Origin of the sequence: Phenylobacterium sp., assembly GCF_016793225.1 — a bacterium.
Classification (GTDB): domain Bacteria; phylum Pseudomonadota; class Alphaproteobacteria; order Caulobacterales; family Caulobacteraceae; genus Phenylobacterium.
The window spans coordinates 1-12573 of the sequence record NZ_JAEUMN010000039.1 but is presented as its reverse complement, the minus strand read 5'-3'; the positions used below and the strand labels follow the sequence as shown (position 1 = coordinate 12573).

General features: G+C 70.3%; 12 protein-coding genes and 1 pseudogene. 6 read left to right on the top strand and 7 right to left on the bottom strand.

Annotated elements, in window-relative coordinates; genetic code table 11:
- Positions 1 to 71 precede the first annotated feature (71 nt).
- Positions 72 to 1355, top strand: a complete 1284-nt coding sequence (locus tag JNK30_RS04210; protein ID WP_293480480.1) for an MFS transporter — start codon at positions 72 to 74, stop codon at positions 1353 to 1355.
- 39 nt (positions 1356 to 1394) lie between these two features.
- Here the strand turns inward: JNK30_RS04210 and JNK30_RS04205 are convergent, their stop codons facing one another.
- Together JNK30_RS04205 and JNK30_RS04200 are read right to left on the bottom strand one after the other, a co-directional pair.
- Positions 1395 to 2261 carry a TauD/TfdA family dioxygenase gene (locus JNK30_RS04205; RefSeq protein WP_293480478.1) on the bottom strand — a complete coding sequence of 289 codons (867 nt, stop codon included), beginning with the start codon at positions 2259 to 2261 and terminating at the stop codon, positions 1395 to 1397.
- Between the two features lie 12 nt (positions 2262 to 2273).
- The gene (locus JNK30_RS04200; protein ID WP_293480476.1) at positions 2274 to 2645 is read right to left on the bottom strand and encodes a limonene-1,2-epoxide hydrolase family protein; all 372 of its coding nucleotides are present in this window, start codon (positions 2643 to 2645) and stop codon (positions 2274 to 2276) included.
- Between the two features lie 107 nt (positions 2646 to 2752).
- On the opposite strand from JNK30_RS04200, the gene cobS reads away from it, so the two are divergent.
- Positions 2753 to 3754 carry a cobaltochelatase subunit CobS gene (cobS, locus tag JNK30_RS04195; protein WP_293480474.1) on the top strand — a complete coding sequence of 334 codons (1002 nt, stop codon included), beginning with the start codon at positions 2753 to 2755 and terminating at the stop codon, positions 3752 to 3754.
- Between the two features lie 55 nt (positions 3755 to 3809).
- Positions 3810 to 4859: a hypothetical protein gene (locus tag JNK30_RS04190; RefSeq protein ID WP_293480472.1), complete on the top strand. Its 1050-nt coding sequence runs from the start codon at positions 3810 to 3812 to the stop codon at positions 4857 to 4859.
- Positions 4860 to 4969: 110 nt separating this feature from the next.
- Here the strand turns inward: JNK30_RS04190 and JNK30_RS04185 are convergent, their stop codons facing one another.
- On the bottom strand, positions 4970 to 5779 hold the full coding sequence (locus JNK30_RS04185) for an oxaloacetate decarboxylase (protein ID WP_293480470.1): 810 nt from the start codon (positions 5777 to 5779) through the stop codon (positions 4970 to 4972).
- A 278-nt stretch (positions 5780 to 6057) separates the two neighbouring features.
- On the opposite strand from JNK30_RS04185, the gene rpmB reads away from it, so the two are divergent.
- On the top strand, positions 6058 to 6354 hold the full coding sequence (rpmB, locus tag JNK30_RS04180; RefSeq protein WP_293480468.1) for a 50S ribosomal protein L28: 297 nt from the start codon (positions 6058 to 6060) through the stop codon (positions 6352 to 6354).
- 101 nt (positions 6355 to 6455) lie between these two features.
- Here rpmB and JNK30_RS04175 read toward each other — a convergent pair whose 3' ends face one another.
- The 3 genes from JNK30_RS04175 to cobT are packed head-to-tail and all read right to left on the bottom strand — an operon-like array spanning position 6456 to position 10155.
- Positions 6456 to 7214 carry a dienelactone hydrolase family protein gene (locus JNK30_RS04175; protein ID WP_293480466.1) on the bottom strand — a complete coding sequence of 253 codons (759 nt, stop codon included), beginning with the start codon at positions 7212 to 7214 and terminating at the stop codon, positions 6456 to 6458.
- Complete coding sequence (locus tag JNK30_RS04170) at positions 7211 to 8209, bottom strand: esterase-like activity of phytase family protein (RefSeq protein WP_293480464.1); 999 nt, start codon at positions 8207 to 8209, stop codon at positions 7211 to 7213. The genes JNK30_RS04175 and JNK30_RS04170 overlap by 4 nt, the downstream gene beginning before the upstream one ends.
- Entirely contained in the window at positions 8206 to 10155 is a 1950-nt protein-coding gene (gene cobT, locus JNK30_RS04165; protein WP_293480462.1) for a cobaltochelatase subunit CobT, read from the bottom strand. Before cobT ends, JNK30_RS04170 begins: the two co-directional genes overlap by 4 nt.
- A gap of 115 nt (positions 10156 to 10270) precedes the next feature.
- On the opposite strand from cobT, the gene JNK30_RS04160 reads away from it, so the two are divergent.
- Positions 10271 to 10450: a DUF1328 family protein gene (locus tag JNK30_RS04160; RefSeq protein ID WP_293480460.1), complete on the top strand. Its 180-nt coding sequence runs from the start codon at positions 10271 to 10273 to the stop codon at positions 10448 to 10450.
- Positions 10451 to 10491: 41 nt separating this feature from the next.
- Here JNK30_RS04160 and JNK30_RS04155 read toward each other — a convergent pair whose 3' ends face one another.
- Complete coding sequence (locus tag JNK30_RS04155; protein WP_293480458.1) at positions 10492 to 11667, bottom strand: DUF3089 domain-containing protein; 1176 nt, start codon at positions 11665 to 11667, stop codon at positions 10492 to 10494.
- A gap of 133 nt (positions 11668 to 11800) precedes the next feature.
- On the opposite strand from JNK30_RS04155, the pseudogene JNK30_RS04150 reads away from it, so the two are divergent.
- Positions 11801 to 12573, top strand: a pseudogene (locus JNK30_RS04150) (membrane-bound PQQ-dependent dehydrogenase, glucose/quinate/shikimate family); the annotation flags it as partial.

Genomic DNA, 12573 nt, shown 5'->3' with positions numbered 1-12573 from the left:
AGTCTGAGCTCTGGCGGCCTTGACCGCACAGACAGCGGAGGCGAAGCCGCGTGCAGCGAGGGAGTCCGGCTGTGAGCACGACCGTCATCGGCGCGGGGAGCGCTTCGAACCGAAGGGTGCTGGGGGCGAGCCTCGCCGGCACGGCGGTGGAGTTCTACGACTTCTACATCTACGGCACCGCCGCCGCGCTGGTGTTCCCCCAGCTGTTCTTCCCCAACTCGTCACCCTCTGCCCAGCTGCTGCAGAGCTACGCGACCTTTGCGGTGGCGTTCTTCGCGCGTCCGGTGGGCGCGGCGTTCTTCGGGCACTTCGGGGACCGCATCGGGCGGAAGTCGACGCTGGTGGCCTCGCTGCTGACCATGGGCCTGTCGACCCTCCTGATCGCCTTCCTGCCCACCTACGCGGTGGCCGGCTGGATCGCCCCGGCGCTCCTGTGTCTGCTGCGTTTCGGCCAGGGCTTCGGGCTGGGCGGCGAGTGGGGCGGGGCGGCCCTCCTGGCCGTCGAGAACGCTCCGCCGGGCTGGCGGGCCCGCTTCGGCATGTTCCCGCAGTTCGGGGCGCCGGTGGGATTCATCGCGTCGAACGGGCTCTTCCTGCTGCTCGGACTTTGGCTGACCGCCGAGGACTTCCAGGCGTGGGGCTGGCGGCTGCCCTTCCTGGCCAGCGCGATCCTGGTGGCGCTCGGCCTGTGGGTGCGCCTGAAGATCGGCGAGACGCCGGCGTTCCAGAAGGCGATGGCCGAGCGGGAGGCCAGCCACGTGCCCATGGCCGAGGCGCTGAAGCGTCACCCGGGCGCCCTGCTGGGCGGGACGTTCGCCGTCGTCGCCTGTTTCGCGATCTTCTATCTGTCGACCGCCTTCACCCTCGGCTACGGCACCACCACCCTCGGGTATGGACGCGCGGAGTTCCTGGGCGTGCAGCTGGGCGCGATCCCCTTCCTGGCCGTCGGGATCGCCGCGGCGGGGTACTGGTCGGACGCCACCAATCCGCGCTGGGTGCTGATGGCCGGCTGCGCGGGCACGGTCCTGATCGGCTTCCTGATGGGCCCGATGATGGAAGCCGGGTCGATGGCCTGGATCTGGGCCTGGCTCTCGATGGCGCTCTTCATCATGGGCTTCGTCTACGGCCCCCTGGGCGCCTTCCTGCCCGATCTCTTCCCGGCGCGGGTCCGCTACACCGGGGCGTCGCTAGCGTTCAACGTGGGCGGAATCATCGGCGGCGGTCTTGCGCCGATGGCCGCCCAGTATCTGGCGGGCCACGGAGGCCTCTCACTGGTCGGCTACTACCTCGTCGCCGCAGGGGTGCTGAGTCTGGCGGGCCTGCTGCCGCTCAAGGAGCGGCGCGAGCCGGAATGAGGCTGCCGGCGCCGGACCTGCGAGGTCTCCCGGCGGGTTTCAGACCGGGACGTCGCCGGCGACGGTGGTGCGGTGCATGACCCGCAGGTGGCCGTCGTAGCCGCCCTCGGCGAAGTGCATGGTGCAGCGGTTGTCCCACATCAGCAGCATCCCGGGCCGCCACTTGTGGCGATAGCGATACTTGTCCTGCAGCAGGTGCTTGTAGAGGAACCCGAGGATCGCATCGGTCTCCATCTCGGTCAGGCCCTCGACGCCCACCGTGTAGGTCGGGCTGACGAACAGCGCCTTGCGACCCGTCACTGGATGCGTGCGGACCAGCGGATGAGGATGGGTCTTGTCGGCCTCCGGACCGGACAGGATGGTCATGGCCCGCTTCTCGGTCTCGCGGGCGAACATGCCGTTCGCCCCATAGGGACGCGTCGCGGAGTGGATCGCCCGCAGCGGCGCCAGCATCGCCTTCATGGTGTCCGAGAGGTCGTCGTAGGCCCGCGCGGCGTCCGCGAACAGCGTGTCGCCGCCGACGGGAGGGGTCACCTCCGAGCGCAGGATCGTCGCCGAGGGCGGAGCCGGCTGGAAGCTCCAGTCCGAATGCCAGCCGCCCCCGAAGTTGGGCGCCTTCTCGTCCGGCTCGCGGCGCAGCTCCAGCACGTTGGGGTGTCCGGGCATCGGCGCGATGAAGGGGTCCGCGCCGAAGGGGCCCACCTGGAGCGTGAACGCCTCGAGTTGCTCGAGGGTGAGCGGCTGGTCGGGGAAGGACAGGACCGCGTGCGCGCTCCAGGCCTCGCGGATCGCCGCCAGGGCCGCCGGCGGGAGCGGCCGCGACAGGTCGACGCCCGTGACCTCCGCCCCGAAGCCGCTGGGCTCAGGCCGCACCTGGATGATGTTCGCCGCCGCGCCGTCCGCCATGACGATCCCTCCTCAGCCGCCCAGCGCCCGTGTGTACGTCGCCAGGTCGAAGTAGTCGCGCCAGACCTTGATCTTTCCGTCCTGCATTTCGAACACCCCGCAGCAGGGAAGGTCAACCCCCTTGTCGCCGAGCCGCGTGCGGTCCAGGCGCTCGGCGATCACCACGTCGCCGGCGGCGACGATGTTCAGGACGTCCCACTGGGTCGCCGACCAGTCCCGGATGAAGCCGGCGATGAACCCCTGCACGGCCGCGCGTCCCGCGACGGGGCGGGCCGGCATGTTGTGGTAGACGCCGTCCTCGGTGAAGAACGCCGCCAGCTCCGCTGCGTCCAGCCGCGACCAGGCGGCGATGAAATCGCGGACGACCTGGACATTGTCGGCCATCGGCCCCTCCGTTCCCCGCCGCGCGCGGCCATGGCGGCCCCGTCGTGCGTCGCAGGATGAAACACCCGTTTGCGTACGTCACGGCAAGCCTGTAATCCGAGCCGGCCATGGCTGCTTTCGACACCACTGAAGACAAGCTGATCTCGCTCCTGCCGGACCGGGAGGTCGACGCACGTACGACCTTCGGCGTCGACTTCGACATGAAGGTGCCCGCGTTCTCCGAGCGCGACCCGCATGTCCCCGACATCGACGAGGCCTACAAGTTCGACCCCGAGACGACGCGGGCGATCTGCGCCGGCTTCGCGCGCGACCGCCGCGTGATGGTCCAGGGCTATCACGGCACCGGCAAGTCGACGCACATCGAGCAGGTGGCCGCCCGCCTGAACTGGCCGATGATCCGGGTGAACCTGGACAGCCACATCAGCCGGATCGACCTGGTCGGCAAGGACGCCATCGTCCTGAAGGACGGCAAGCAGGTCACCGAGTTCCGGGAAGGCATGCTGCCCTGGGCGATCCAGCGGCCGATCGCGCTGGTGTTCGACGAATACGACGCGGGCCGCCCCGACGTGATGTTCGTGATCCAGCGCGTGCTGGAGGCGTCGGGCAAGCTGACGCTGCTCGACCAGAACCGCGTGATCCGCTCGAACCCCTGGTTCCGGCTGTTCGCCACGACGAACACCATCGGCCTGGGGGACACGACCGGCCTCTACCACGGCACGCAGCAGATCAATCAGGCGCAGATGGACCGCTGGTCCATCGTGACCACGCTGAACTACCTCAGCCACGACGTGGAAGCCGAGATCGTGCTCGCCAAGGCGCCCGGCTACCAGACAGCCGAGGGCAAGCGCACGATCAACGCCATGGTCCGGGTCGCGGACATGACGCGGAACGCCTTCATGAACGGCGACATCTCGACGGTCATGAGCCCGCGGACCGTGATCACCTGGGCGCAGAACGCCGAGATCTTCGGCGGCGACATCGGCCTCGCGTTCCGGATGACGTTCCTCAACAAGTGCGACGAGCTCGAACGCGGGACGGTGGCCGAGTTCTTCCAGCGCGCCTTCGGCCAGGACCTCCCGGAGAGCACGGCGCGCGTACGGGTGGCCTGAGGGCGCTTGCCGCACCCTCCTGTCCGGCGCGATGCTGGCGCCGGGAGGATCCGGCATGAAGATCATCGGAATGGGGCTGGCGGTCGCACTGGCGGCCGTCGCGCTCGACGCTTCGGCGGCGGCCGAGGCGCGGCGCCCTGACCTCGAGGGCAACTGGACCAACGCCACCATGACGCCGCAGACGCGGCCCGCGCAGTACGGACCGCGGCTGGTCATGACCCCGGAAGAGGTCGCCAAGGTCGAGCAGGCCGCGCAGGCGCAGGTCGAGCGCGGCAACCAGCGCACCGACCCCAACGCGCCCACGATCCAGGACGGCACGGTCGGCGGCTACAATCGCGGCTTCCTCGACCCCGGCATGCAGGTGATGCGTGTCCGCGGCGAGCCCCGCACAAGCCTGATCACCACCCCCGACGGCCAGATCCCCGCGCCGCATGCGGCCTCGAAGCTGACTGCCCAGCAGATGCGCGCCTTCTCCGGCTCGCCCTACTACCTGGACCAGTATGGCGCCGCCGCGCTCTTCGGCGAGGACCAGCAGACCGCACAGCGCTTCGACAATCCCGAGGAGATGAGCCTGGCCGACCGCTGCCTGACCTCGTTCGGGCGCAACGGCCCGCCGCCGATGTTCCCCAACGGCTTCTACAACAACAACTACTCCATCGTTCAGGGGACCGACGCGGTCGTCATCGTGGTCGAGATGGTGCACGACGCGCGGGTGATCCGCCTGGGGTCGCGCCAGCATCAGCCGCCGCACCTGCGGCCGTGGTTCGGCGACTCGGTGGGCTGGTACGAGGGCGACACTCTGGTGGTGGAGACCACCAACTTCCCCAGGTCGCAGGCGTTCTTCGGCGCCTGGGAGGACCTGAAGGTCACCGAGCGGTTCCGCCGCGTGGCGAAGGATCGCCTCGCCTATGCCTTCACGGTCGAGGCGCCCAGCGTCTGGGACAAGCCCTGGGGCGGCGAGTACGAGTTCGCCGCGCTCGACGGGCAGGTCTACGAGTACGCCTGCCACGAGGGGAACTACGCCATGCCCGGCATCCTCGGCGGCAGCCGCGAGGCCGACCGGGCGCAGGCGGCGGCGCCCGCGAAGGCCGGGGCCGCGCCCTAAGCGCGTTCGGCGAAAGTTGGGAGCCGGTTTCGCCGCGAGAACGCGCGCTAGCTCAAAGCGATAGAGCCTGTTCGACGCGTCTTGATGGTTCCATCGAGGCCGGACAGGCTCTAGCGCCGCAGCAGCGCCTTGAGCTCGGCGCCGGTGGCGGCTTCGGCCAGGCGGTCGAAGCGGCCCTCGTCCGCGATCTGGCGCGCGGCGCGGAGGAACCCGCCCCAGGCGGCACGGGCCAGCGCGCCGCCGACGCTGATGCGCCGCACGCCCAGGTCGGCGAGCTGCGCCACGGAGAGGCCGGGGGCGCCCATCAGGACGTTCAGGGGCCTGGGCGCCACGGCCTTCACGGCGGCGGCGATCTCGTCGGCGGTCCTGAGGCCGGGCGCATAGAGGCAGTCCGCGCCCGCGTCCGCCAGCGCCGCCAAGCGGTCGAGGGTCGCCTTGAGGTCCATCTGGCGGACCAGCAGCCCCTCGGCCCGGGCGACCAGCACCGCGCCCGCCGCGGTCGTGGCGGCCTTGGCGGCCCGAACGCGCTCGACCGCCAGCGCCGTTTCGTACAGCGGGTGACCCGGCGCCTGGCTCATGTCTTCGATCGACAGCCCCGCCACCCCGGCGTCCAGGGCCTTCTGCACGTTGGCCGCGACGTCCTCGGGACTGTCGGCGTGTCCGTTCTCGAAGTCCGCGCTCAGCGGCACGTCCACGGCGCCGGCCAGTTCGGCGAGGTGCGCGAGGGCCTCGTCGAGCGGGACCTCATTGTCGAGCCGGCCGCTGGCCCAGGCCATGCCCGAACTGGTGGTGGCGATCGCCTGGAAACCCAGGGCCTGCAGCATCCTGGCGCTGCCGGCGTCCCAGGGGTTGGGGATCACGAAGCAGCCGCTTTCGTGCAGGGCGCGGAGGCGGCTGCGCTTCTCGGCCGGCGTGGGCATGGAGCCTCCAAGGCAAAGCTTAATGCAAACGAGGAGTCATCGGAACGTGGGCGAAACGAATCGCGACCGAATCACTGACTCCCAGCGATTCAGCTTCTGTTCCCTACGACATATTGTGGGTGAATCGCTTCGGCGCACAACGAAGTCGGAGCCCGGGCCGCTGCGGACCCGCCGTCGGCGCGGCTCGCCTTGACGCGGGAGAGCCCTTCCTCTACATCGCCCGCTCCCCGCGCGAGCCCTGGCTCGACGCGCTCCTGTTCTTTGCGAAGGTTCTCGCCATGTCGCGCCGCTGCGAACTCACGGGTGTCGGTCCGATGGTCGGCCACAACGTGAGCCACTCGAACATCAAGACCAAGCGCCGGTTCATGCCGAACCTGGTGGACGCCAAGCTGCAGTCCGACGCCCTGGGCCAGAGCTACAGCCTGCGGGTCACCAACGCCGCGCTGCGCACGCTGGACTTCAAGGGCGGCCTCGACGCCGTGCTCCTGAAGTCGAAGGACGAGAACCTGTCGGCCCGCGCGCTGAAGCTGAAGCGCCAGGTTAAGGCGAAGCTCGCCGAGACCGCCGCGGCCTGACCGTCGGCGTCGCACGGAATTTTCGAAGGGCCGCTGGAAACAGCGGCCCTTTCGCTATTGCGGGGTCCCCCGCTGTCCACGCGCGAAAGCGGCGCGGCCCTTCAGGCGCCGCGTCCCGGCCGCAGCGCGCCGTCGAACAGGGCGATGAGCGCCCGCCAGTGGCGCTCGGCGCCTTCCGGATCGTAGACCGGCATGTCGCGCGGGACCCAGCCGTGCTTGAGGCCGCGCCAGATGGAGACGTCGGCGTCCACGCCCGCATCGGACAGCGCCGCCTCGAGGCGCGCATTCTGCGCCTCGTCGTAGCCCGCGTCCTCGTCGGCGCCCGCCACCAGCACCTTGGCCCTGATGGCCGGCGCGAGGCGGTGCGGGCTCGACGGATCCTCCGTGGCGAGATTGCCGCCGTGGAACGAGGCCGCCGCCGCGATCCGGTCGGGAAAGGTCCCAGCGGCGCGCAGCGAGATCGCCCCGCCCATGCAGTAGCCGGTGGTCCCCACCTTGCGCGCGTCGGCCTGGGGCTGGCTATCCAGCCAGTCCAGGAAGGCGCAGGTGTCGGCCATCGACCGTTCGGGGCTGGTCGAGCTGAAGTACCTGTCGCGGAAGGCCTTGCGCGCCTCGGGCGTGCCGAAGATCTCGGCCAGCTTGAAGGGCTCGTAGGGCCCGGCGCGCCAGAACATGTCGGGCAGCAGCACGTAGTAGCCGGCCTGCGCCATCCGCTCGGCCATCTCGAACAGGGCGGGACGGATCGCCGGGCCGTCCATGTAGAAAAGCACCGCCGGCCACGGTCCCTCGCCGGAGTCCGGCGTGAACACATAGGCCCGCGCGTCGCCCTCGGGCGTCGAGATCGTGACATCCGTCTTCATCGTGGGCCCTCCCGGCGGGGGCGCCAGTCGAACGCCAGCAGCAGCGTGCGCTGGCCGGTGGGACGCCCCGCGTAGTAGCCGAAGTTGTCGTCGGCGATCAGGTAGAAGCGAACGGCGCCATTGGGCCGCGGGACGGCGGCGAGGCCTTCCAGGTTGTCCACCGTCAGCGGCCGGGCGAGCTCGAGCGCATCCACGAGCCGGCCCTGGCGGTCGATGATCCGCAGCTTGACCACGTTGCCGCGCGCGGCCGTGTAGGTGCGCAGCAGGTAGGCGAGACCGCCGCCCGGCATGTTGTCGAACGCCACCAGGTCGGGACCCTCCACCGGCAGGTCGCGATCGCGGGCGCAGGTCGTGGAGAGGCGGCAGATGTAGGTGTGTCCGGAACTCTCCAGGCCGACGCGGTAGGCGTCCGCCGCCACCTCGGGCGCGCTGGCGAGGGCTTCCATGCCCTGGTTGTCGACGTAGCGGATATCCGGGGCGGGCGCCGGGCGCGGCAGGCCGCCGCCCTTCGGGAACACGAGGATGCGGTCGTGCTGCTCGAAGCTCACCACCACGTCGCCCGACGGGAGCTGCGCGATGCCCTCGGAGTCGTACTCGCGCTGTCCGCCCGCGAAGAGGTCGAGGCCATCGGGGGCCTTCAGCGAAACGAGCGTCGCCCCCGTCAGGCCGGTCAGACGGCCGCCCGCGTCCAGCACGACCCGGGCCTCCAGCATGTCCGCCTGGTCGCCGATGGCCAGCAGCCGTCCGTCGGCCGAGACCTTCAGATCCGACATGCCGTGCAGACGGCTCGTCTGGCGCGACGTGAGCGCGACGCCGCCCGCGTAGACGAATGCGCCGATGCGATCCCGCCTGGGGTCGGTCGGGTCCAGCGGAACGGGCTCGGCGTCGACCTGGATCGCGGCGCCGACGGCCACGGGCCGTTCGGGCAAGGGAGCGATGGGCGCGGCGCAGCCTGCCAGCAGCAGGGCGGCGAACAGCCCCGCCGCCGGCCTCAAGCCGTGGCCCTCCGGACTTCCTTGAAGCTGGAGCGCCGCATCGCGCCCCCCTGCGGCCCCTGGGTGTTGGGCGGCGGCGCCAGCAGGTTGGCGTTCTTGCGCGTCAGCTTGCGGATGTCCTCGTCGAACAGGTCGGCGAGCTGTTCCACCATGGCCCCGGCGAGCTGCTCGACATCGACGATGGTGACGGCGTTCTTGTAGTAGCGCGTGACGTCGTGGCCGATGCCGATGGCGATGAGCTGCACCGGGCTCTTGCTCTCGATCTCGGAGATCACCTCGCGCAGGTGGCGCTCCAGGTAGTGGCCGGAGTTCACGCTGAGCGTGGAGTCGTCCACGGGCGCGCCGTCCGAGATCACCAGCAGGATCCGGCGCTGCTCGGGCCGGCCGATGAGCCGGTGGTGCGCCCACATGAGCGCCTCGCCGTCGATGTTCTCCTTCAGCAGGCCCTCGCGCATCATCAGGCCCAGGTTGCGGCGCGAGCGCCGCCAGGGCGCGTCGGCGGCCTTGTAGATGATGTGGCGCAGGTCGTTCAGGCGGCCGGGCTGGGCGGGCTTGCCGGCCTTCAGCCAGTCTTCCCGCGAGGAGCCGCCTTTCCAGGCCCGGGTGGTGAAGCCCAGGATCTCGGTCTTGACGCCGCAGCGCTCGAGGGTGCGCGCCAGGATGTCGGCGCAGACCGCGGCCACCATGATCGGCCGGCCGCGCATCGAGCCCGAGTTGTCGATCAGGATGGTCACCACCGTGTCGCGGAACTCGGTGTCCTCCTCCTGCTTGAAGGAGAGCGGCGCCGTGGGGTCGATGATCACGCGGGTAAGGCGGGCGACGTCGAGGATCCCCTCCTCGAGATCGAACGTCCACGAGCGGTTCTGCTGCGCCAGCAGCTTCCGCTGCAGCCGGTTCGCCAGCCGCGACACCACGTTCGACACCGACGCCAGCTGCTGGTCGAGGTAGGCCCGCAGCCGGGTCAGCTCCTCGGGATCGCACAGCTCCTCGGCGGCGACGACCTCGTCATGCGCCGTCGTGAAGACCTTGTAGGTGACCGCACGGTTGTCGCCGCTGGGGTCCGGGCGCGTCGGCTGCTCGCCGTCGCCCATGTCGGGCTGCTCGTCGGTGTCGTCGGCGTCGGGGTTCTCGTCCGACTCCATCATCTGGCTTTCCGCGTCGTCGGCCTCGCGCGCGGTCGTCTCGTCCTCGTCCATCGCCGACTGCTGCGGCGACTGGCTTTCCCCGTCGCCGTCATCCTCGCTGTCGGAGGTCTCGGGGTCGCCTTCCTCCTCGCCCTCGCCGTCGTCGGGCTGCTCGGGCGCGTCCGAGAGATCGTCGCCCATGGACAGGTCGCGGATGATCGCCCGGGCGATGCGCGCGAAGGCCTTCTGATCGTGGATCGAGCCTTCCAGCCGATCCAGGTCCTCCCCGGCCTTGGCCTCGACTTCGCCGCGGAACATGTCGACCAGCGCGCGCGCCATCGGCGGCGGCGGCTCGCCCGTCAGCCGCTCCCGCACCATCAGGCTCACCACATCGGCCAGCGGCGGATTCGCCAGCGCCTCGGCCTCGTTGAAGATGCGCCGCTGCCAGGCGTGGCTCATGACGGCCTTCAGGTTCTCGCGCACCCCGCCCATGGCGTTGGCGCCGATGGCCTCGATGCGCGCCTGCTCCAGGGCGTCGTAGATCGGCTGTCCGGCGCCCGATGCGGGGCGAGTCTTGGAATGCGCCGCCGGGTCGTGGTGCGCGATGCGCAGCGCCATCTGGTCCGCCAGGCCACGGATGCGGGCGGCGTCCTCGGGCGTCAGGTCGCGCGGCGGATGCGGCAGCACGGCGCGGTTGCCCGACAGCTGAGGCCCTTCGCCCGAGTAGACGATCTCGAGGTCGGGCGTCTCGGCGAGCGAGCGCGCGGCGTGCGCCAGCGCGCGCTTGAAAGGCTCGAGAGGGCTTTCGGGGTTCTTGGCCATGTCTGCCCCGGTCTTAGATCAGGCCTGCCGCCAGGTGAAACAAGGAATTGAGCGCGCGGGGAACAGCGCCGCCATGCCCGCGTTTCGAAGGCCAGCGTTCAACGAGGAGTACCCCATGCTGAAGTGGGCCCTGATCTTCGCCGTGGTGGCCATCGTCGCCGCGGCCCTCGGTTTCGGCGGCATCGCCGGCGCCGCCGCCGGCATCGCCAAGTTCCTGTTCTTCGTGGCCGTGATCGGCTTCCTGATCTTCCTGGCGCTCGGCGTCTTCGCCGGCCGCAAGCTAACCGGCAGGTGACCTGACGCGCGGGGCGGGGTCGCGAGCCCCGCCCCGGCCTGTCATTTGCGGGCCAGGTACGCCTTGGCCTGCGCGCCCACGACGTCGACCAGATTGCCCATGGCGATGTTGGCGTCGATGAGGTGCAGCCCCCAGTCGGCCGAGATCTGACCACCCGGACCCGTGACGTCGCCGGCGATCGTGTCGGTGCGCGGATCGGCGGGATCGGCGTTCACGTGCGCCTCGAGGTAGTTGAAGCCGTTCTTCGACACGCACTGTCCGGTGATCAGGCCCGGGACCGCGACGAACGGCGTCTTCGGGTCGGGCTTTCCCTTGACCCACGGCGGATTGGTCTGGGCCGAGTTGGCGATCTGCGCGGCGGTGTTCGACAGGTAGGCCTTCAGTTCCCCCTTGCCGCCCGCAAGGTTGGCGGGGTTCACGCACACGGCTTCCTGCGCGGGGTTCGCCACCCGTCCGAAGCGGCTGTTCGCCGGCGGCGGGATGGTGTCGCGGAAGGTGACGTACGAGATCAGGCATCCGGTCTGGCCGGCGCTCTTGCAGGTCGGGATGGACTTGAAGGCGCCGGTGTCCTTGCCCTTGTCGACGGCGACGTTCGAGCCCAGCAGCAGAGCCGACACCAGCTTGCCCTGCACGGGCTTGCCGTCGATCTCCGCCGCGATAAGCCGCGTGAGCACCCCCGACCCCTGGGAGTGGCCGATGAGGACCACGCCGCGACCCTTGTTCTCGGTGGCGAGGTAGTGGTTCCACGCGTCCAGCACATCGTTGTAGCCGACCTGGCGAACCGCCGGGTCCGCGGCGCCGGGGAGCGCGCCGCCCGTGACCGCCGCACGCAGGGCGGTCAAGGTGAACTGGCGATAGAGCGGCGCGAAGATCCGGCACTTCGACCCGAACCGGGCGAGCTGGGCGCGCACCACGTTCAGTTCCTCGGCGTTGGCCGTCATGTCCGACACCACGCCGGGATCCGTCGACACGGTCGGATAGACGTAGAAGCAGTCGATCGGCGCCCTGGGATCAGGCCTGAACGCCTCGACCGTCGATGATCCGTCAGCCTTGATCACCGTGGTCGTCATGTCCACCGAGCACGCGTCGCCCGCCTTGCCGGGCCAGCAGAGCCAGGCGTCCGGCTTGCCGTAGTCGTTCTTCGCGAGCTGCGCTGCGGCGGGCGCCGCCAGCATCGCGCCGGCGATCGCGGTCGCGGCGAACAGTCGAGCGATCATCGTTCCTCTCCCAAGGCGTCTGGTTTTTCGAAGATTCCGTACGATGATCGCGCCGTGGGCAAGGCGCGTCCAGTCCCCATGACGGCCCGGCAAAGCCTGATAATCTCTCCCGCAGGAGTCGGGGGAAATGCGCATGGGGTCTGAGAAGGCAGCGGGCTGGCCGGCTCGCATCTGGGCGGCGGTCGGCGGTGGGATCGTGGCCCTCATCGGCCTCCTGGTGCTGGGGGGCGGCGCCTGGCTGATCTATCTGCAGGGCTCGCCGTACTACCTGCTGGCGGGCGCGGCCGTGACCGCCGCGGGCGTGATGCTGGTGCGCCGGCATCCGGCCGCCGGGCTCGTGTATGCCGCCACCCTGCTCGCGACGCTGGCCTGGGGGCTGTGGGAAGCCGGCTTCGCGTTCTGGCCCCTGCTGCCGCGCCTCTTCGCGCCGGGCGTGCTGGGCCTGTTCGTGCTGCTGGTGATCCTGGCGGCGCCGAAGGGTCGGCTCCGCACCCAGTCGGCCCTTGCGGTCGGCGTCCTCTCGCTCGCCTGCATCGGCGCGCTGGCCGCGGCCCTCCCCGCCACCTTCAGCTGGGGCCAGGCCGAGAGCCCCGTCCAGGCCCGGACCGCACCGCCGCGCGCCCCCGCCAGTTCGGACTGGCGCTACTACGGCTACGATCCGGGCGGGTCGCGCTACGCGCCGGTGGATCAGATCAACCGCGAGAACGTGGAGGAGCTCAAGGTCGCCTGGACCTTCCGGACCGGCGAGAAGCCGCAGCGCGGCAACCAGGACCAGAACACCCCGCTGCAGGTGGGCGACATGCTCTACGCCTGCACGCCCACGAACGTGGTGATCGCGCTCGACGCCGACACGGGCCGTGAGAAATGGCGGCACGACCCGAAGGTGAAGCCGCACTTCTGGCACCG

Excerpts from the sequence above, each read along its gene's own strand:
- JNK30_RS04190 (WP_293480472.1), top strand. The coding sequence starts at position 3,810 with ATGAAGATCATCGGAATGGGGCTGGCGGTCGCACTGGCGGCCGTCGCG.
- JNK30_RS04155 (WP_293480458.1), bottom strand. The coding sequence starts at position 11,667 with ATGATCGCTCGACTGTTCGCCGCGACCGCGATCGCCGGCGCGATGCTG.
- cobT (WP_293480462.1), bottom strand. The coding sequence starts at position 10,155 with ATGGCCAAGAACCCCGAAAGCCCTCTCGAGCCTTTCAAGCGCGCGCTG.
- JNK30_RS04205 (WP_293480478.1), bottom strand. The coding sequence starts at position 2,261 with ATGGCGGACGGCGCGGCGGCGAACATCATCCAGGTGCGGCCTGAGCCC.
- JNK30_RS04200 (WP_293480476.1), bottom strand. The coding sequence starts at position 2,645 with ATGGCCGACAATGTCCAGGTCGTCCGCGATTTCATCGCCGCCTGGTCG.
- rpmB (WP_293480468.1), top strand. The coding sequence starts at position 6,058 with ATGTCGCGCCGCTGCGAACTCACGGGTGTCGGTCCGATGGTCGGCCAC.
- cobS (WP_293480474.1), top strand. The coding sequence starts at position 2,753 with ATGGCTGCTTTCGACACCACTGAAGACAAGCTGATCTCGCTCCTGCCG.
- JNK30_RS04185 (WP_293480470.1), bottom strand. The coding sequence starts at position 5,779 with ATGCCCACGCCGGCCGAGAAGCGCAGCCGCCTCCGCGCCCTGCACGAA.
- JNK30_RS04175 (WP_293480466.1), bottom strand. The coding sequence starts at position 7,214 with ATGAAGACGGATGTCACGATCTCGACGCCCGAGGGCGACGCGCGGGCC.
- JNK30_RS04160 (WP_293480460.1), top strand. The coding sequence starts at position 10,271 with ATGCTGAAGTGGGCCCTGATCTTCGCCGTGGTGGCCATCGTCGCCGCG.